Source organism: Acinetobacter sp. ANC_7504, from assembly GCF_056779995.1.
In genome coordinates, this window is the sequence record NZ_JBWYIZ010000003.1 from 223,821 (window position 1) to 242,762 (window position 18,942).

Sequence of the window (18,942 nt, forward strand, 5' to 3'; positions counted from 1 at the left end):
ATACTCACATGGATGTGACTATTCAGAAGATTTATCGTCATAATGAACACATTTTATCTTTCGAACTGGTAAACACCCATGGTGAATTATTACCAGCTTTTCAAGCCGGTGCACATATTGATGTGCACTTAGGTAATCAATTAATTAGACAGTATTCTTTGGCAAATTGTAGTTCAGAGCAGCACCGTTACGTCATTGGTGTCCTGAATGATCCTTTATCACGTGGTGGTTCTAAATTTATTCATGAACAACTTCGTGAGGGTCAGCAGCTCAAGATTAGTGAACCACGAAATTTGTTTGCCTTGGTTCCTGAGACAGAATATGCATATTTGTGTGCAGGTGGAATCGGTATCACTCCTATCTTAGCAATGGCTAAAGAGCTTAAACGCAATAATCATCCCTTCCAATTACTGTATTTTGTGAAAACGAGAGCTTCTATTGCATTCCAACAAGATTTAGAGGCTCTAGGAGATTCCGTCCACATCCATATTGATGATGAACCTGAAACACATATTCTTTTGAATACAGTCTTTGCTTCTCCTCATATCGATCATCATATTTATGTATGTGGCCCAGATGGTTTTATGAACTATGTGATCCATACCGCAGATACGCTCTCTTGGCCTAGTCATCAAGTACATAAAGAGCATTTCAGCGCACAAGCTATTGATACCAGTCAAGATGGCAGTTTTGAAATTGAGATTTTAAAAACAGGGCAACGTATTCATGTCGCAGCTGATCAATCTGCAGCACAAGCTTTAGAACATGCTGGAATCTGTATCCCTTTATCTTGTGAACAAGGTATTTGTGGCACTTGCTTAGTAAATGTAGTTGAGGGTGAAATTGATCACAGAGATATGTATTTAACTGAAGAGGAACAAGCTGCAAATGATCAATTCACACCTTGTTGCTCAAGAGCCAAATCTCAACGAATTATCATTGATGTTTAATTTGGATCGATAGATTTTCAAGTGTAGCCCTTCATTAATTGAAGGGTTTTTTATATAGACCCATCTGTATGAAATATTGAACGCATAGTCTCCCCTAAAGTAACCACATGACTATGCTCACGCATTAAACTTTCAGCGCGTGCTGAGTCTTGTTGCTTTAATGCATTGAATATTGAGCAGTGTTGGATATGCGCATATTGCAAACGACGAATTTCAGACAGCGCATTATTTTTATCATAAGTCAGTGCTTGTGCAGATGCCATAGGTAACTGATTGTTTTTACTGAGTGCTTGCACAATTGCGACATTATCCGAGCCTTGAATAATAGTATTGTGAAAAATAGTGTTGTAATGATGGTAGGTTTCTAAATCATCGCTTGTTAATTCTGGTTTATTGAATATGGAATCAATTTGCGTAATACAATTCAAAAGTGTTTGATGTTGATCTAACGTCATGCCTTTTTCAGCAAGCGTTTTTGCAGCAAGACCTTCTAAAACGCCACGTACATGCAACGCATCATGAACTAATTTGGATGAAATTTCTCGAACAGTATAGCCTCGAGTTGGATTTTTAACGAGTAAGCCTTCTTGCTCTAAAAGCCGAAAAGCCATTCGAATAGGTTGACGCGATACACCTAGCATTTCAGCAGTCGGAATTTCAGCCAAACGAGAACCTCCTGCAATCTCCCCAGAAATAATCATTTTTCGAAGTTCAATTAACACTTGCTGCCCTGAAGACATATAACTACTCAATTTTTTTGATCATGATTGATCCTAACGAGTCAGATTTGGAATATCAATCTCTGTTGACTTAAAGGACTCTTTTAGGCCGGAAATTCACTATTCTATTTTTGATAACTGAGGTGATTATGAGTTCGTATCATCAATATTTATTTTTTGAAGATTGGTTGCCATTAACTCTAGATTGTTTCGAATTAAATAAGCTAAATGGATATCTACCCCATCTAACATTTTTTGTTCTATCTCATTAACAATGTTTCGACATTGTTCGAGTTTTTCAAATCCTTTAGGCGTTACATTAATTAAAATTCTTCGTCCATGTGAGGGATCTGAAGCTCTACTGATCCAATCCTGGTTTTGTAAATCTTGTAGAATTTTATTGGTAGATTGCGGTTTAATAAATGAACGTTCTGCAAGTTTTGCATTAGATAGATTGCCTTTCGCAGCGATAACTGACAATGCTGTAAACTGAGATAAGGTGATATCTAAGTCTTTTAAACGTTCAGTTAAAAGTTTACTCACAATACGATCAACCCTTGCAATTATATAGCTCAGTGTCGGAATCGAATGATTAACTTCTGACATTTTATATTCCTTAATAGATGAACAAAAGTATGACTACTGTCGTAATCATACTTTTAACATATGTTTAACGTGTAGTTATATTTAGAACAGCATCAGACTGCTCTGCTCGTGGCTTGCGTACAAGCATTAATGCCGCAATAGCTGCAAATAAAATCAGTGGAATACTTGCACCAATGACCATTGCTGAACTAGAACCTAACGACAGTAGCATGCCAGCAAATAGTGGCCCAGCAAAAGATCCTATACGCCCTACTGCGACTGCAGCGCCTACGCCCGTCCCACGCATTTCTGTTGGATAGAATATCGCTGCCAATCCATAGAGCGCTGATTGGCCACCTACAATAAATAGACCACAACCCACAGCAGACAATACAAGTAAAGCAACAGTTGGTGAGATTGCAAGACAGCACAGTGATAACAAGATGCCAATATATATAAATTTAATTACAGTACTCATGCGAATCTTATCAAGTAAAGTTCCCATGAGAATCGACCCGAAGATACCACCGATGTTGTAACCAATTTGAACATAGTTCGCTTCTGTTTTTCCTAAACCTTGTGCACCCATCAATAGTGGCAACCAGTTGAGTAAAAAATATAAAACAACTAACGTAAAGAAAAAACTGATCCAAATTTGAATCGTGGAAAAACGCCGTTCTTTTGCAAACAACACTTCAAAGAATGGGGTAGAAGTTTTATTCTTCGTCGCTGTTAAATAGTCTTTAGACTCTGGCAAATATTTCATTAGCAAAGGGATTAAAAGAATTGGAGCGAAGCCACCAATGTAGAAGATATGTCTCCATTGCGCATCACCAGCTAAACCCATTGCCACGAATGATGTCAACATTCCACCAAATGGAATACCGCTATACATAATACTGACTGCAATGCCTTTATGTTTCTCTGACACTGCCTCAGATGCCATGGTGATCATCATTGGTAAAGCACCACCCATCCCTAAGCCAGTTAAGAAACGAATGATTAAAAGCAGTGTATAATCAGAAGCATATGCCGTTAGAACTGACATCACTCCAAAAATTAAAATACTGGTCAATAGAACTGCCTTACGCCCAATTTTATCAGCGTAACGACCTCCTAATAATGCACCAGGTAAAGTACCCAAGATTGCCGCGCTAAATGCCCATGCCATTTGAGTATTATTTAAGCCAAACTCTGCTCGCATCCGTGGTGCTGCTACGCCCATTGATTGAAGATCGAAACCTTCAAATACAGCGATAGCGAAACACAGTACGAGTGTAAGCGTAGCTTTAGTCTTACTACTTACACTTTGTTCCATTTTTATTGTCCCTTTTAGAGCTTTTAAAATACTTTTAAAAAAATACACATCCTATGTATTGCCTCCGTCCAGGCAACTCAAAAAATATCACCTAAACTTATAAAATAATCAATATTTTTTTTTTAAATAAAATTCATTTAAAATATTATTTTCTTAAATATCAATATATTATAAAAATTCTATAAAAAATTCAAAAAAACACTTGTATGTAAGTTTAACTGATATTATCTTAATTCCAACAGGACATAAAACAAACACTAAGGAGCTTATCATGTCTTATCAAAATCGCTGGTCCACTGTTGATGTAAAAGTTGAAGCTGGCATTGCTTGGGTCACTTTAAATCGCCCAGAAAAGAAAAATGCGATGAGTCCAACCTTAAATAAAGAAATGATTGATGTACTTGAAACGCTTGAACTCGATCCAGAAGCAGGTGTTTTGGTACTCACTGGTGCTGGGGATTCTTGGACAGCAGGTATGGACTTGAAAGAGTACTTCCGTGAGGTTGACAGCCAGCCAGAAATTTTCCAAGAACGAATTCGTCGTGATGCATCACGTTGGCAATGGCATTTACTTCGTTTTTATTCAAAACCAACGATTGCAATGGTAAACGGCTGGTGCTTCGGTGGTGGATTCTCACCACTAGTCGCATGTGATCTAGCCATTGCAGCAGATGAAGCTACATTTGGCTTGTCTGAAGTGAATTGGGGAATTCCTCCAGGTAACTTAGTGAGCAAAGCTATGGCTGATACAGTTGGCCATCGTGCTTCTATGTACTACATCATGACAGGCAAAACCTTCTCTGGTGTTGAAGCTGCGAATATGGGCTTAGTAAACAAGAGCGTTCCACTTGCACAATTACGTGCAGAAGTAACTGAATTGGCAAATAATTTGCTTGAAAAGAATCCAGTTGTACTGCGTACTGCGAAGAATGGTTTTAAACGCTGTCGTGAGCTGACTTGGGAGCAAAACGAAGATTACTTATACGCCAAACTGGATCAATGCAACTACCGTGATGATGAAGGTGGTCGTGCACAAGGTATGAAGCAATTCTTGGATGACAAAACAATCAAACCAGGTCTTCAAACTTATAAACGTCCTGCTTAAGCAGAATCTACTTTTTTCGTCATGATGGACATGTAAGGAAACATTCACCATGCAAAACGTACAGTTACTTATTCACGGCCAATCTGTTGCAGCAAGTTCAGGACAAACTTTTGAAAGAATCAGTCCAATTAATGGCTCAATCGCATCAACGAGTGCAGCAGCGACTTTAAGCGATGTTGATCGTGCAATTGAGTCAGCGCATGAAGCATTCAAAACTTGGTCTGTTCTATCACCAACAGACCGACGTTTAAAATTGCTTAAAGCTGCAGATTTGATGGATCAAAAAACTGAACAGTTTATTCAAACTGCAATACATGAAATAGGTTCAACTGCGACGTGGTATGGCTTTAATGTCCATCTTGCTGCCAATATGCTGAGAGAAGCGGCAGCCATGACTACACAAATTGATGGAAATATTATTCCATCAGATGTTCCTGGCAATATCGCTATGGGTGTTCGCGTTCCATGTGGTGTCATCGTTGGTATGGCGCCGTGGAATGCTCCTGTTATCTTAGCCACTCGTGCCTTAGCGATGCCTCTGGCTTGTGGGAATACAGTCGTACTTAAAGCATCTGAAGCTTGCCCTGCAACACATCGATTAATTGGGGAAGTACTTCATAAAGCAGGTATTGGCGACGGTGTTGTCAATGTCATTACTCATGCCCCGCAAGATGCTCCACAGATTGTAGAGCGTTTGATCAGTCATCCATTGACTAAAAGAATTAATTTTACAGGTTCAACGCATGTAGGACGAATAATTGCAGAAACTGCAGCGAAATACCTCAAACCAGTGTTGCTGGAACTTGGTGGCAAAGCACCGGTCATTGTATTGGAGCAAGCGGACCTGGACGAAGCCGTTAATGCCATCAGTTTCGGCGCTTTTTTCAACCAGGGACAGATCTGTATGTCGACAGAGCGTGTTCTTGTGGATGAAAAAATTGCAGACCAATTCATCGAAAAATTGATCAATAAAGTTCAGAATATCAGAGCAGGAAATCCACTTAAGAGTCAAGAACCCCTGGGCGTTCTAGAAAGTTTAAAAGCTGCAACAAGAATCAAAAATTTAATTGAAGATGCACGTGAAAAAGGTGCATATTTACCACTGGGTTTAAGCATTGATGGTGCTATGATGCAACCTACTATCGTAGTTGACGTCACTAAAGATATGCAGATTTATGCCGAAGAATCTTTTGGTCCTGTGTGCACCGTTCAACGTTTTAAAACTGTTGATGAAGCAATCGATTTAGCAAATGACTCAGAATTTGGATTATCTGCAGCAGTTTTTAGTCAAGATTTATCCCTAGCTCTAGATGTTGCTAAACGTATCGAATCAGGTATTTGTCATATTAATGGTGCAACCGTTCATGATGAAGCGCAAATGCCTTTTGGTGGTGTGAAACAAAGTGGTTATGGACGATTTGGGAGTAAAGTCTCAGTTGCAGAGTTCACTGAGCTGCGTTGGATCACCATGCAAACCAAAACTCGTCACTACCCTATTTAACGAACATTTCAAAGAGTTGACATGAAGTCAGCTCTTTTCGTTGGAAAAGAATAGCTAAAAATACATGGAGTGAAAACAATGTCGAATATGACGGTTCATACGCATAAATATCCTGAGCGATTTGTTAAATTAGGCAGTCACGAGATTGAGTTTCAATCTAAAAATGGCACTTTGTATATTTCCCCAAAAGAACAACTTAAACCATACCCACAAAAAATTACTGACCGTTTAATTCAATATGCTCAAACTCATCCCGATCGTGTATTCGCAGCAAGACGTGGTCATGATGATGAATGGATTAAGCTTACATACGCAGAAACATTAGATCGAGCATGGCGTATTGCACAAAGTTTGAAACAGTATTCACATCTTTCAACTGAACGTCCTATTGTCATTCTATCTGGAAATGATCTAGAGCATCTTACTTTGTCAATGGGAGCAATGCTTGCAGGGATTCCATTCTCCGCAATTTCTCCTGCCTATTCACTTATTTCTAAAGATTTTGGCAAGCTCAAACATGTGTTTGATGTTCTAACACCAGGTTTGGTTTTTGCTAATGATGGTCAAGCTTTTGCTAAAGCGATTGAACATTGCTGCGATACAGATGATATTGTGATAGTTACGAATTCTGGAAAATTTGGTGAGAAAAATTGCCTTGCTTTCTCTTCATTCCTCTCCTCTGAAATTAGTGATATTAAAGATCATTATGAGACCATTGATGAACATCAAATAGCGAAATTTCTATTTACATCTGGCTCAACTAAAATGCCGAAAGCGGTACCTACAACGCATCTAATGCTATGTACCAATCAACAGATGCTGCTTCAGACCTTCCCTGAGTTTGAAGAGACCCCCCCAGTATTAGTTGATTGGTTAGCATGGCACCATACTTTTGGTGGCAGTCATAATGTAGGAATCGCATTATATAACGGCGGCACAATTTATATTGATGACGGCAAGCCAGTTCCAGGAAAGATGGAAGAAACCATCAGAAATCTTAAGGAAATTGCACCTACTGTGTATTTAAACGTTCCTAAAGGATGGGAAGAAATAACCGTAGCTCTTGAACAAGATGCTGAGTTACGTGAAAAATTTTTTAGTCGAGTTAAAATTTTGTTTTTTGCTGGTGCTGCACTATCAGAAGCTGGTTGGAACAGACTTGACCAAATCGCGCAGTCACACTGTGGAGAACGTATTCGTATCATGAGCGGTTTGGGGATGACTGAGACTGCACCATCATGTGTGTTTACAACTGGTCCCAAAGTAATGGCTGGGTTCATTGGATATCCAGCTCCAGGTTGTGAAGTGAAATTAGTTCCTTATGGTGACAAACTTGAGTTTTGTGTTCGTGGTAAAAATGTCATGAAACATTACTGGCGTCTACCTATGGCACAACAAGCTGACATCTTTGATGATGAAGGCTTTTATCGCACCGGGGATGCTGTGAAGTTAGTGGATCCATCCGACCCGAGTCAGGGACTCATGTATGATGGCCGTATAGCTGAAGATTTTAAGTTGAATACAGGTACCTTTGTCAATGTTGGAACATTACGCAATAAAGTTCTCATTACAGGTAATCGACTTATTCAAGATGTTTGTATTACCGGTTCTAATTTAAGTGCGATTGGATTTTTAATATTTCCCAAAATTGCAGATTGCGCTGAGTATGCAGGATTAGATTTAAGTCTAGTTGGTGCTAAAGAGGTGCTTCTACACCCTAAAGTTCAACAATGGTTCAAGCAGTTTTTAATTGATTTCAACAAAGATGCGACAGGTAGTTCAAACACTGTTTCAATGCTTTACCTCATGATTGAACCTCCACTTCTTGATGCAGGAGAAACCACTGATAAAGGCAATCTCAATCAAAGTGGTATCTTGAAACGTCGCATAGCAATGGTGGAAGAGTTATACGAAAAAAACATCAATAATCCACTCATTATTCGCATTCCAACCCTTAGAAATTAACTCAACTTTTTTATTCAGCAGCGTTTAGTCAAACGCTGCTTAGACAGTTGCATTCAAAATTAGGATAACGCTATGCAGAAAGATAGTGATTTTGAGCTGTTTCGGGACAATTATCGACGCTTCCTAGCAGAGTTTGTCGCCCCATATTATGAGTCATGGGAAGAGCAAGGACTCATGCCTCGACAAGTTTGGGATCAACTTGGACAAAATGGATTTTTATGCGTCGATGTGCCTGAACAATATGGAGGTTACGGCGCACCGATATATTATTCACAAATGATCGTTCAAGAAACGGCTCGAGCGGGCTTCTCTGCGTTAGCCGTTGCAATCGGTGGTCAGAGTGAACTTGTTTCACCCTATATCCAGAATATTGGAAGTGAAGATCAAAAACAATATTGGTTACCTAAAATGGTATCCGGTGAAGTTGTTACAGCTATTGCAATGACTGAAGCCAATGCAGGTTCAGACCTACAAGCCATCCGCACTCAAGCCTTATTAGATGGCGATCATTATGTGGTAAATGGCTCAAAAACGTTTATATCGAATGGTCAACATGCAGATCTCATAGTTTTAGTTGCTAAAACTGATCCTCAAGCAAGAGCTAAAGGTATTTCGATTTTATTGGTGGATGCTCATTTAGATGGAGTAAAAAAAGGTCGTGGTCTAAAAAAAATTGGACTTCAATCTCAAGACACTGCCGAATTATTTTTTGACCAAGTCAGAGTTCCTAAAGACCAATTATTAGGTCAGGAAGGTCAAGGCTTTAGCTATCTCATGCAAGAACTTCCACGTGAGCGTTTGAGTATTTCTCTCATGGCATTAGGCGCTTTGCAAGGTGCTTTAGAAATTACTCAAGAATATGTCCTCGAACGTAAAGCTTTTGGACAATCAATTGCACAATTTCAAAATACTCGTTTTGTAATCGCTCAAGCCAAAATTAAAACTCTAGCAGCCGAAGCCTTTGTCGAAAAATGTAAGTCGTTTTATCAACAGGGAGTATTGGATGTAAGCGAAGTTGCGGCATTGAAATGCTTCATCACTGATACCCAATGTGAAGTCATTGATCAACTTCTGCAATTGTTCGGGGGATATGGATACATGCGGGAATATCCAATATCTCGATTTTATGTCGATGCACGTGTTCAAAAAATTTATGGGGGAACCAATGAAATTATGAAAGAAATCGTTGCAAGAGAACTTTTAGGAAAATAACACAAAGATTACCTCTATGTATTAATACTATTTCAGGATGAAATAAAGATGAAAAAATTATGGATCACACCACTTCTATTATGTACCGCTCCAGTATTTGCAAATAATTTTATCGACCAAAGTAAAGTCGAATTAACTGCACGTAACTTCTACTTTGACCGTGACTTTAAAGTTGAGAATAGATACCCCGCATTAAGAGACTGGACACAAGGATTTATCTTTAAAGCGCAATCTGGTTTCACCGATGGAACGATTGGTTTTGGTTTAGATCTATTAGCGACCGCAGGTTTTAAACTGGATGCTGATGCTAAATATGGAGGTACAGGAAACTTAATTCGTTCCTTGGCAACCAATGAGCCTGCAGATCAATATGGTGAAGTTGGAGTCACTTTAAAAGCTAAAGTTTCTGAAACCGAGGTACGTATAGGGACCCTTCAACCCATGACTCCTGTTTTAGTCGGCTCTCCAGCGCGACTTTTACCTCAAACGTATCGAGGTGTTGCAGTTCAATCTAAAGATATTCAAGGTCTGGATCTCCAAGCATCCTATATTGATGAAGTCAATCAACGTGATTCTACAAATTATGAAGCTATAAAGATCTCTGGAGTAAATGGTCGTTATATTTCTGAAGAAACAGATTATTTGTATTACTTAGGTGGACATTATGACTTGACTAATAATCCATTGCGGTTGACTGCATTTCATATGGATGTTAACGACTTATATCGCCAATCGTTGTTAGGCATAACCTATAAATATCCAATCTCAAATCAATCCACTTTTACAACACAGTTGCGTTACTACATTAGCGATGAAGATGGGACTGCTAAAGCGGGTTTAGTTGACAATAATTTACTTCATAGCCATTCAGAACTTCAACACCAAAACCATAAGTTTATCTTTTCTACATTTCACCACTTTGGAGATACTGCTTTTCCGTACTTAACTGGAGGAGAAACTGGACTAGCAATTGATACTTGGACTGGTGAGTTTTTGAATGCGAAAGAGCGTGTTTATAGCCTGCGTTATGAATACGATTTTAAAGACTATATCCCAGGTCTTCGTTTTATGACCCGCTATACCCATGGTAGCAATATTTACGCACCACAGTTGGGTGGTACAGATTTTTCGGAAGATGAATTGGATTTTGATCTAGCTTACATAGTTCAAAATGGCCCACTAAAAAATTTAGGTTTACGCGCGCGTTACGCGATCTACGATAATGATATGCCAATTACCGCCAATATTAAGCCAGCCAATGAAACTCGTATCAATATTGATTACACGTGGAAATTTAAATAATAACAAAAGGGTTCTTTACTGAGGAACCCTACCCTCTCTAAGGATAATAAGTATGAAATATTTAATCGGCTTATTGGTCTATACCACCACTACATTAAGTTTGGCAAATACCCAATATTCACCACAACCCATAAAACTTGAACCCCTTGCGACATTCAATATTGAACTCACAGCCCCAGTTTGGGAACTCGGTAAAACTTCAGATTTAGGGCAAAGACGCATTATCCCAATCACTGGAGGAACTTTTTCTGGACCAAGTTTGAAGGGGCGTATTCTTAACAATGGTGCAGATTGGCAAAAGGTCGATAGCAAAGGTTTGGCATATATAGATACGCGCTATTTATTAGAAACTGATGATGGTGCTCTGATTTATTTACAAACTAAAGGTTATCGCCATGCTTCACCACAAGTACTAGAACAATTAAGTCGTGGCGAAGATGTTAATCCCACTCAATATTACTTCAAGTTAACCATGCAGTTTGAAACTAGCTCAGAAAAATATGCATGGTTAAATCAGACAATTGCAGTTGGAAGTGCAATGCGTCTCGGAAAAGCCGTGATCTATGATGCATTTACAGTGAAATAAATATTAAAAGGAGTACTTTTCAATGGACGAACAAGTTTTATCTAATTTACCCCCTATTCATCATTTATTAGGTGGTCATCAACTTCAGTGGGACAAGGAAAAGCGAGTAATTTCAGTTCAATATATTGCTCTTGAAAGTTTTACCAATCCTAGGGGAAGTATTGAAGGAGGCATGATCTGCGCAATGCTTGACGATGCAATGGGAATTTTAGCTGCCTTAAATCAAACAGAAAAACCAGCTGCCACAATTAATTTAACAATTGATTTCTTCAGACCATGTGAAGTTGGTGAAGTATTGGCAAAAGCGTGGTTCATTAAAGAAGGACGTAAAATTTTAAGCATTGAAAGTGAAGCTTGGCAGCATGGAAAGCTAGTGGCAAAAACCAGTGCTGCATTTATGGTTCTATAAGGATTAAAAAAAGAATGGATATCTTAAAATTAAAGGACTGTGTCGACAACGACAAAATAAGTTTATATCAAAAATTTGTCGTTTTTTTCTGTTTTATTTTATACATTATCGACGGATTCGATTTCATGATAATGGCTTATTTGGCAAGTTCAGTTGCCAATGAGTTTTCATTAACTGGTACTAATATAGGAACTTTAATTAGTGCTGGTTTAATTGGTATGACCGTCTGTTCATTTTTACTTGCACCTCTCGCAGATAAAATCGGTAGACGTAATTTAATTAACCTTTGTCTATTAATCTGTGGTCTGAGCATGTTTGCATCTGCATTTGCCACCGACTTTAAACAATTGGTTCTGTGCAGATTTTTCACTGGTGTTGGTATTGGTGGTGTTCAAATCAGTGCTATGATTTTGGCCAGTGAATATTCTCCGACTAAATATAAAAGTTTTAGTGTTGGTATATTATCTGCCGGTTATGGGATTGGAGCAATTAGCGGAGCACTACTTGCTGTATATAGCTTAGAAAGTATCGGTTGGAGACAAGTATTTCTAATTGGTGGATTCGTTACTACATTTGCTTTTCTGTGCTCATTGAAATTTTTACCAGAATCGATCGATTATTTATTACTAAAACAACCAAAACATGCTTTGGAAAAATTGAATCAAATTTTCTCTAAAATGCATAAAAAACCAATTCTCACACTCCCTAAAGCATACAAAGAAAATCAAAAGTCTTCTTACGTAGAAATATTTAACCACAAGTATTTAGTTAAATCCCTTGTATTATGGGTTTCTATATTCTTTATTCTTTTTGGTTTTTATTTCGTGATGGGCTGGACTCCTAAAATTCTCAATAGTTCTGGTCTAGATAACTCATTATCTATTAAAACTGCCATGATGATCAGCGTGGGTGGTATTTTAGGTAGTTTTATCATTGGTGTTCTTAGTTCTAAAGTCAGCGTATACATCAATCAAATTGCCTTTTTAATCCTCACGTACGTATGTATTTTATTGTTTGTGAACAATACAGATAATTTAAATATATTAATCATCGTTGCCACAACGCTAGGATTCTTTATTAATGGCTGTTTAGCTGGAATCTATGCCATTTCTACACAGCTCTATGAGGCAGATGTACGATCAACAGGCGTGGGGATTGCAACTGGTGTTGGTCGTTTTGGTGGTATTTTCTCTCCAATCATTGCGGGATACTTTTTAGACCTAGGGAACTCACCTTTAGAATTGTACGGAAATTTTGGTTTTGCATTTGTTATAGCAGCTATTGCCATTTTCATCATCTATAAGTTAAAACAAAAATCCGTAGTAAATACACCATATGTCGTTTTACAAAAAGAGCCTCAATAATTTATGCTCACGAATATATAACTTTGTATTGTTAAGATAAGTTGTTTCATCAAAATCTATTGATAGAAACAACAAAAGGTCAGTGAAATCACTGACCTTTTTAATTTCTTGTTCAAAGTTTAAATATCAAAGAATACAGTTTCATTTTCACCTTGAATACGAATATCGAAACGATAAACGATCTGACCATCACGCTCTTCACGCTTAGCAATGAGTGTTTGACGACGTGGCGCCCACTCAATACCATTCAAAATTGGGTCTTTCGCATTCGCTTCAGCTTCATCCTCGAAGTAAACTCGAGTATGTAAACCTAAATTGATACCACGCGCAAAAATAACCAGCGCGATATGTGGTGCTTGCTGTGAACCCTTACGTCCAGGAACAGCACCTGGTTTGATGGTATCAAAGCTCCAAAAACCAGTGTCAAAATCCGCACCCGCTCTACCCCAACCTAAAAAGTTTGGATCTGGCTGCTTCCCTTGCGTATCCTGCTGACTTGGATAAACACCATTGGCATCAGCTTGCCAAATTTCTACGAGTACATCGCGAAGTGGTAAACCCAAACCGTCAAAAACTTGCCCTTCGAGGCGAATACGTTCACCTTGAGTGCCATCTTTCACCATTTGATTATTGAAGCTATGCTCAAATACTTCTATACCAGCTTGATTAGGCATTAATCCAATATGGACATATGGACCACCTGTTTGAGATGGTGTTTCATGTAATTCTTCAAATTTCCAGCCATTCATCCTGATGCTCCCTATCAAGTCAAATCATTTTCAAAATATGTCGCACGACGACCACGTAAAGTAATGTCAAAACGATAGCAACGACTATCTGCTTCAATAAAGTTGCTCTTGTCTTCGAGCGCAATTAAAGCTCTTCGCTGTTGTTCTGAAGGAACAGTTTTTAAAATTGGACAGCTATCAATTAATGTATCGCCTTCAAAATAAAACTGGGAAATCAAACGCTGTGCCCAGCCATCTGCCATCACAGAAAAATGGATATGTGCTGGACGCCACTCATTGATACGGTTACGCCACGGATAAGGTCCTGGTTTTATCGTTCTAAAAATGAAGAATCCATTTTCATCTGTGAGCATTCGACCGCAACCACCAAAGTTAGGGTCCATAGCTCCCACATACTGATCATTTGGATGGCGATAACGTCCTGAGGCATTCGCTTGCCATACTTCAATCAAAGCATTTTTAACAGGACGACCAAATTGATCACGTAAATAACCATGAATAATGACGCGTTCACCAACAGGTAAACCATCTTTTGCATAATTTAAAATTAAATCATTGTCTTTAGGACCCAATAAGTCTGCGCTAAAGTGAGGTGCAGTAACCTCGGTTAATGTTTGCGCAATCGAAATCAGTGCATTTTTCGGCGAACGTAATACACTGGTTTTATATCCCGGTGCATATGCTGGTGGATGATCATCTGTATTTCGCTGTGCATAAGCACCCATCAGAATTTGAGACATGAATCTCTCCTTATTCAATTTAAAATATCGTCCGTTTATTTAATTTTCTCAGGCGAAATGCCTAACTCTGCAAATACTTCTTCTGCCATATGCATTGCAGCATTGGCTGCAGGAAGTCCTGCATATAAAGACGCATGCAAAAATAATTCTTTAAGATCATCTTTGGTAACGCCATTGTTGAAACAAGCACGAATATGCATTCTGAGCTCTGCTTCACGCCCCAATGCAAGTAAGATTCCAATCGTCACCAAACTACGTATGTGTCTTGGCAGTCCTGGTCTTGACCAAACCTCACCCCATGCAAAACGACTAATAAAGTTTTGAAAATCAGCATTAAATTCGTTTAAATTTTCAAGTGAACGCCCGACATGGGCTTCACCCAAGACTTCAGTACGGACTTCTAGCCCCTGCTTATAACGTTCTTCATCATTCATGAGGTTGTTCCTCTTTAAAATTGAAATTATTTGATGTTCAGATGTGCTTAAGACTGAATAAAAGCAAGCAATGCTTGGTTAAATTCAACTGGTCGCTCAATATTGGATAAATGCGATGCATCTATGACTGCAAGTTGACAGTCAGGTATATGTTGTTTTAAAAACTCACCATCATTCACTGTGGTCACAGGATCTAAGCCGCCACATAATGCCAAACAAGGCACAATAATTTTTCCAAGTTGATTGCGTAAATCCGTCTGAGCTAAAGCACGACAAGAGGCTGCATAGCCTTTAGGCTGAGTGACAGACAAACTCTGAATGGTTTTTTGAGCTGTCACATCGTGTAAATAATCAAATTGTTCACTAAACCAACGCGTATGTGTAGTACTGACGATATCAGCCAAACCATTTTGTTCAACCGCATCTGCACGACTCAACCATGCCTCGGCATTTCCAATTTTTGCTGCTGAATTTGCAATGGTAATAGAGTTAAAACGCTCTGGTGCAATTATGCCTAATTGAATCCCAGTAACTCCCCCCATGGAGATACCACAAAAATGCGCTTTTTCTATAGAGAAATGATTGAATACATCAAGGACATCATTGGCTAAATCAATGATTGTGGTATTTTCAATGACACTACTTCTTCCATGACCACGTGTGTCGTAGCAAATCACATCATAATCTTTGGAAAAATAATCAATTTGGGCTTGCCACATGCCATGATCAGTGCCCAGTGAGTTTGAAAAAATGATGCTTGGTTTTGTATCGTCACCAAAACGATAGACCGCAAGCTGCTGACCATTACGATTATTGATTAATGTCATTATGGTGTACTTCCTTGAACGCTCTCTAGTACCGCATCTATTTGTGCTTGAGTATTTCCTAGATAATGTTGCGGATTAAAAATCTGACGGAGTTGATCTAGATCAAAAATAGCTAATATTTCTGGATTATTTTGTACAACATCGAGTAAGTGTCGTTGTTCGGCAACTGCTTGCTTACAAGCAGCTTCCACAAGATGATGTGCATTCAATCGACCCATCTGAGGTGCGAGTGACATCATCAGTGCTTCAGCCATGATTAATCCTTGCGTGCACTCTAAATTTCTGAACATATTTTCAGGATCTACTTCTAATCCCGTAAATACATCGATTGCTCTACTTAAACTACCCGCCGTCAGTTGAAATAACTCTGGTAACGCTAGCCATTCAGCATGCCATGCACCTAAACTTCGTTCATGTTCTTGTACTAAGCTTTGGTAGATACTTGACATTAATGCAGGGACGCGATTTGCAGCGGCTAGAATTGAAGCAGCTGCAACAGGATTACGCTTATGAGGCATCGTCGATGACCCTCCACGCCCAGCACCACTCGGTTCAAACACTTCTGCAATTTCTGTTTGCATCATGAGTGACCAGTCACGGGCCATCTTGCCCAAGTTTCCTGTAATCGTTGCAAGTACATGTGCAATGTCGGCTACACGATCTCGCTCCCCATGCCATGTACATACGGGCGTATTTAAACCAAGTTTTTGTGCGTAGGTACTCACTACAGCCGAACCATATTCAGTTAGTGAAGCTAAAGTACCTACCGCACCCCCTAACTGTGCTGTTAAGACATGTTGCTGTAACTGCTGAACACGCTTTAAATCTCGATCTAAACTAGAGAGCCACCGTGCTGTTTTATGTCCAAAGGTAAGTGGTAAACCTTGTTGCAACCATGTACGTCCAATCATCACCTGATCACGGTATTGAATCGTCAGTTTTTTAGTTGCCTGAATAGCTTGAATAAGTTGCTTTTCGATCAGCTGTAACGCATCTTGAGCTTGCAGCATAAAGGCCGTATCAATGATATCTTGGCTGGTCGCACCCCAATGCACATAACGAGAAGCATCTTCATTGATTTTTTTCACAGCAGCAGTGAATTGCTTTACGAATGGAATTGCAATATTGCCAGCGAGACCACTGGACTGTGCCAAATGATCAAAATTAATAATGGAATGAATTTCTTGTGCTGCAACACGTTGAATCGTTTCAGCAGCAATTAAGGGAATAACACCAACTTCAGCTTGAGCTTGAGCCAGTGCAACCTCTGCACGCAACATATATTTTACGAGTGCTTCATCACTAAATATGATATTTACATCATTCTGATAAAACAAACTTGCATATAACTGACTCATAACTTATCCCTATTACGCTTCATCATGTGTTTCACCATAAAGCGTCTGTCCAAAAATTGCTGTTAAACTTTTTCAATTATTAAAGCGATGCCTTGACCCACACCAATACACATAGAGCACAATGCATATTTACCGCCAGTTGCTTCTAGTTGATTCAGTGCAGTCGTCACCAAACGCGCACCTGATGCACCCAATGGATGACCTAATGCAATTGCACCACCATTTGGGTTTACACGCGCATCATCGTCGGCTAAACCTAGGTCACGTGTACACGCCAATGCTTGTGCTGCAAACGCTTCGTTCAGCTCAATCACATCCATTTGCTCTAGTGTTAAACCGGTTTGTGCTAACAGTTTTTTAATCGCAGGTGCCGGACCAAAGCCCATAATGCGAGGTTCAACCCCAACAGTGGTTGCACCAATCACTTTGGCACGAGGTTTTAAACCATATTTTTCTACAGCTGCATCAGACGCAATCAGAATCGCAGCAGCACCATCGTTAATGCCTGATGCATTACCTGCGGTTACTGTACCGTCTGCTTTTACAACAGGTTTTAACTTGGTTAAGGCCTCGAGGGTGGTTGCACGAGGATGTTCATCTTTTGCCACCACAACTGCATCACCTTTACGCTGTGGAATAGTCACAGGCACGATTTCTTGATCAAAGAAACCACGTGCTTGTGCAGCAGCCGTACGTTGTTGGCTGGTTAAAGCAAATTGGTCTTGATCAGCGCGGCTAATATTGAACTGTTCAGCCACGTTTTCAGCCGTTTGCGGCATGGTTTCAACACCATACATTTCTTTAAGCTTCGGGTTGATAAAACGCCAGCCCATGGTGGTGTCTTCAATCTTTTGACTACGACCAAATGCACTCTCAGATTTACCCATCACAAATGGGGCACGTGACATAGATTCAACACCACCTGCCACAATCACGTCAGCTTCACCAGCTTTAATGGCACGCGCGGCCATTGCTACGGTATCGAGTGATGAACCACATAAACGGTTGACTGTGGTTGCAGGTACTGTATAAGGAATACCTGCTAAAAGAGCCGACATACGACCGACGTTACGATTATCTTCACCGGCTTGGTTGGCACAGCCAAATAAAACGTCATCGACGACATTCCAATCCACAGAAGGGTTACGTTCCATTAACGCTTTTAATGGCACTGCACCTAAGTCATCCGCACGGACAGGCGCTAAACCACCGGCATAACGACCAAAAGGCGTACGGATGGCATCAATGATGTATGCGTTTTTCATAGTGTAAGATCCTAAAACCAGTCTTAAGCCTGAGTGGCATCAATGAGTTTGGCACCCGTCATCGATTGAAGCTCTTCAAAAGATAAGCCTTCAACTTTCTCAATGACTTTCATGCCATCTGCCGTCACATCAATCACACAAAGGTCCGTATAAATGCGGTCCACACATTTCAAACCTGTCGCAGGATAAGTCAGCTCAGCAACGATTTTCGGTTCGCCTTTTTTAGTGACATGATCGGTGGTAATAAAGACTTTTTTCGCACCCACGGCTAAGTCCATTGCACCACCCACAGCAGGAATGGCATCAGGTGCACCGGTATGCCAGTTTGCAAGATCACCATTTTCAGCGACTTGGAAAGCACCCAAGACTGCGATGTCTAAATGACCACCACGCATCATTGCAAATGAATCACCATGATGGAAGAAAGCTCCGCCTTCTAGCAGGGTTACAAACTCTTTACCCGCGTTAATTAACTCAGGGTCACGGTCTTCTTCCGCAGGGGGTGGACCAAAGGCCAATAAACCATTTTCAGAATGTAAAAAGACATCTTTGT

The 18,942-nt window shown here is 39.7% G+C and carries 19 protein-coding genes; 9 read left to right on the top strand and 10 right to left on the bottom strand.

Annotation, left to right across the window (positions count from 1 at the left end; genetic code table 11):
* Positions 1-8: 8 nt before the first annotated feature.
* Complete coding sequence (locus AC1M9F_RS06170; RefSeq protein WP_481597314.1) at positions 9-950, top strand: PDR/VanB family oxidoreductase; 942 nt, start codon at positions 9-11, stop codon at positions 948-950.
* Between the two features lie 50 nt (positions 951-1,000).
* On the opposite strand, the gene AC1M9F_RS06175 is transcribed toward AC1M9F_RS06170, so the two are convergent.
* From AC1M9F_RS06175 to mhpT, 3 genes are all read right to left on the bottom strand, one after another.
* Positions 1,001-1,690, bottom strand: a complete 690-nt coding sequence (locus AC1M9F_RS06175; RefSeq protein WP_035269117.1) for a GntR family transcriptional regulator — start codon at positions 1,688-1,690, stop codon at positions 1,001-1,003.
* Positions 1,691-1,816: 126 nt separating this feature from the next.
* A complete protein-coding gene (locus AC1M9F_RS06180; RefSeq protein ID WP_092766907.1) occupies positions 1,817-2,275 on the bottom strand; it encodes a MarR family winged helix-turn-helix transcriptional regulator in 459 nt (152 codons plus the stop codon).
* 64 nt (positions 2,276-2,339) lie between these two features.
* A complete protein-coding gene (gene mhpT / locus AC1M9F_RS06185; protein ID WP_481597315.1) occupies positions 2,340-3,572 on the bottom strand; it encodes a 3-(3-hydroxy-phenyl)propionate transporter MhpT in 1,233 nt (410 codons plus the stop codon).
* 271 nt (positions 3,573-3,843) lie between these two features.
* Here mhpT and AC1M9F_RS06190 point away from each other — a divergent pair, with 271 nt between their 5' ends.
* The 8 genes from AC1M9F_RS06190 to AC1M9F_RS06225 all read left to right on the top strand — a co-directional run bounded on the left by AC1M9F_RS06190 (position 3,844) and on the right by AC1M9F_RS06225 (position 13,016).
* Positions 3,844-4,677 (top strand): p-hydroxycinnamoyl CoA hydratase/lyase, encoded by an 834-nt coding sequence (locus tag AC1M9F_RS06190; RefSeq protein ID WP_035270071.1) that lies wholly within the window; start codon positions 3,844-3,846, stop codon positions 4,675-4,677.
* A 49-nt stretch (positions 4,678-4,726) separates the two neighbouring features.
* Positions 4,727-6,178, top strand: a complete 1,452-nt coding sequence (locus tag AC1M9F_RS06195; protein ID WP_481597316.1) for an aldehyde dehydrogenase — start codon at positions 4,727-4,729, stop codon at positions 6,176-6,178.
* Positions 6,179-6,265: 87 nt separating this feature from the next.
* Positions 6,266-8,143 carry a feruloyl-CoA synthase gene (locus AC1M9F_RS06200; RefSeq protein WP_481597331.1) on the top strand — a complete coding sequence of 626 codons (1,878 nt, stop codon included), beginning with the start codon at positions 6,266-6,268 and terminating at the stop codon, positions 8,141-8,143.
* Between the two features lie 72 nt (positions 8,144-8,215).
* On the top strand, positions 8,216-9,355 hold the full coding sequence (locus AC1M9F_RS06205; protein WP_481597317.1) for an acyl-CoA dehydrogenase family protein: 1,140 nt from the start codon (positions 8,216-8,218) through the stop codon (positions 9,353-9,355).
* A gap of 48 nt (positions 9,356-9,403) precedes the next feature.
* A complete protein-coding gene (locus AC1M9F_RS06210) occupies positions 9,404-10,657 on the top strand; it encodes an OprD family porin (protein WP_481597318.1) in 1,254 nt (417 codons plus the stop codon).
* Between the two features lie 52 nt (positions 10,658-10,709).
* Positions 10,710-11,243, top strand: a complete 534-nt coding sequence (locus tag AC1M9F_RS06215) for a DUF3237 domain-containing protein (RefSeq protein WP_481597319.1) — start codon at positions 10,710-10,712, stop codon at positions 11,241-11,243.
* A 22-nt stretch (positions 11,244-11,265) separates the two neighbouring features.
* Complete coding sequence (locus AC1M9F_RS06220; protein WP_481597320.1) at positions 11,266-11,652, top strand: PaaI family thioesterase; 387 nt, start codon at positions 11,266-11,268, stop codon at positions 11,650-11,652.
* A 14-nt stretch (positions 11,653-11,666) separates the two neighbouring features.
* A complete protein-coding gene (locus tag AC1M9F_RS06225) occupies positions 11,667-13,016 on the top strand; it encodes an MFS transporter (RefSeq protein ID WP_481597321.1) in 1,350 nt (449 codons plus the stop codon).
* Positions 13,017-13,135: 119 nt separating this feature from the next.
* Here the strand turns inward: AC1M9F_RS06225 and pcaG are convergent, their stop codons facing one another.
* From pcaG to AC1M9F_RS06260, 7 genes are all read right to left on the bottom strand, one after another.
* Entirely contained in the window at positions 13,136-13,765 is a 630-nt protein-coding gene (gene pcaG, locus AC1M9F_RS06230) for a protocatechuate 3,4-dioxygenase subunit alpha (RefSeq protein WP_092766915.1), read from the bottom strand.
* A 14-nt stretch (positions 13,766-13,779) separates the two neighbouring features.
* Complete coding sequence (gene pcaH, locus AC1M9F_RS06235) at positions 13,780-14,505, bottom strand: protocatechuate 3,4-dioxygenase subunit beta (RefSeq protein WP_092766916.1); 726 nt, start codon at positions 14,503-14,505, stop codon at positions 13,780-13,782.
* Between the two features lie 35 nt (positions 14,506-14,540).
* On the bottom strand, positions 14,541-14,939 hold the full coding sequence (gene pcaC / locus AC1M9F_RS06240) for a 4-carboxymuconolactone decarboxylase (RefSeq protein ID WP_481597322.1): 399 nt from the start codon (positions 14,937-14,939) through the stop codon (positions 14,541-14,543).
* Positions 14,940-14,986: 47 nt separating this feature from the next.
* A complete protein-coding gene (locus tag AC1M9F_RS06245) occupies positions 14,987-15,769 on the bottom strand; it encodes an alpha/beta fold hydrolase (RefSeq protein WP_481597332.1) in 783 nt (260 codons plus the stop codon).
* On the bottom strand, positions 15,766-17,124 hold the full coding sequence (gene pcaB, locus AC1M9F_RS06250) for a 3-carboxy-cis,cis-muconate cycloisomerase (RefSeq protein ID WP_481597323.1): 1,359 nt from the start codon (positions 17,122-17,124) through the stop codon (positions 15,766-15,768). Before pcaB ends, AC1M9F_RS06245 begins: the two co-directional genes overlap by 4 nt.
* A 62-nt stretch (positions 17,125-17,186) precedes the next feature.
* The gene (pcaF, locus tag AC1M9F_RS06255) at positions 17,187-18,389 is read right to left on the bottom strand and encodes a 3-oxoadipyl-CoA thiolase (protein WP_481597324.1); all 1,203 of its coding nucleotides are present in this window, start codon (positions 18,387-18,389) and stop codon (positions 17,187-17,189) included.
* A gap of 23 nt (positions 18,390-18,412) precedes the next feature.
* The coding region (locus AC1M9F_RS06260) for a CoA-transferase (protein ID WP_481597325.1) at positions 18,413-18,942 on the bottom strand (530 nt) is incomplete at its 5' end.

What these genes read in the sequence shown, in the direction of transcription:
- AC1M9F_RS06170 (WP_481597314.1), top strand. Translation starts at nt 9, where the DNA reads ATGGATGTGACTATTCAGAAGATTTATCGTCATAATGAACACATTTTA.
- AC1M9F_RS06175 (WP_035269117.1), bottom strand. Translation starts at nt 1,690, where the DNA reads ATGTCTTCAGGGCAGCAAGTGTTAATTGAACTTCGAAAAATGATTATT.
- AC1M9F_RS06180 (WP_092766907.1), bottom strand. Translation starts at nt 2,275, where the DNA reads ATGTCAGAAGTTAATCATTCGATTCCGACACTGAGCTATATAATTGCA.
- mhpT (WP_481597315.1), bottom strand. Translation starts at nt 3,572, where the DNA reads ATGGAACAAAGTGTAAGTAGTAAGACTAAAGCTACGCTTACACTCGTA.
- AC1M9F_RS06190 (WP_035270071.1), top strand. Translation starts at nt 3,844, where the DNA reads ATGTCTTATCAAAATCGCTGGTCCACTGTTGATGTAAAAGTTGAAGCT.
- AC1M9F_RS06195 (WP_481597316.1), top strand. Translation starts at nt 4,727, where the DNA reads ATGCAAAACGTACAGTTACTTATTCACGGCCAATCTGTTGCAGCAAGT.
- AC1M9F_RS06200 (WP_481597331.1), top strand. Translation starts at nt 6,266, where the DNA reads ATGACGGTTCATACGCATAAATATCCTGAGCGATTTGTTAAATTAGGC.
- AC1M9F_RS06205 (WP_481597317.1), top strand. Translation starts at nt 8,216, where the DNA reads ATGCAGAAAGATAGTGATTTTGAGCTGTTTCGGGACAATTATCGACGC.
- AC1M9F_RS06210 (WP_481597318.1), top strand. Translation starts at nt 9,404, where the DNA reads ATGAAAAAATTATGGATCACACCACTTCTATTATGTACCGCTCCAGTA.
- AC1M9F_RS06215 (WP_481597319.1), top strand. Translation starts at nt 10,710, where the DNA reads ATGAAATATTTAATCGGCTTATTGGTCTATACCACCACTACATTAAGT.
- AC1M9F_RS06220 (WP_481597320.1), top strand. Translation starts at nt 11,266, where the DNA reads ATGGACGAACAAGTTTTATCTAATTTACCCCCTATTCATCATTTATTA.
- AC1M9F_RS06225 (WP_481597321.1), top strand. Translation starts at nt 11,667, where the DNA reads ATGGATATCTTAAAATTAAAGGACTGTGTCGACAACGACAAAATAAGT.
- pcaG (WP_092766915.1), bottom strand. Translation starts at nt 13,765, where the DNA reads ATGAATGGCTGGAAATTTGAAGAATTACATGAAACACCATCTCAAACA.
- pcaH (WP_092766916.1), bottom strand. Translation starts at nt 14,505, where the DNA reads ATGTCTCAAATTCTGATGGGTGCTTATGCACAGCGAAATACAGATGAT.
- pcaC (WP_481597322.1), bottom strand. Translation starts at nt 14,939, where the DNA reads ATGAATGATGAAGAACGTTATAAGCAGGGGCTAGAAGTCCGTACTGAA.
- pcaB (WP_481597323.1), bottom strand. Translation starts at nt 17,124, where the DNA reads ATGAGTCAGTTATATGCAAGTTTGTTTTATCAGAATGATGTAAATATC.
- pcaF (WP_481597324.1), bottom strand. Translation starts at nt 18,389, where the DNA reads ATGAAAAACGCATACATCATTGATGCCATCCGTACGCCTTTTGGTCGT.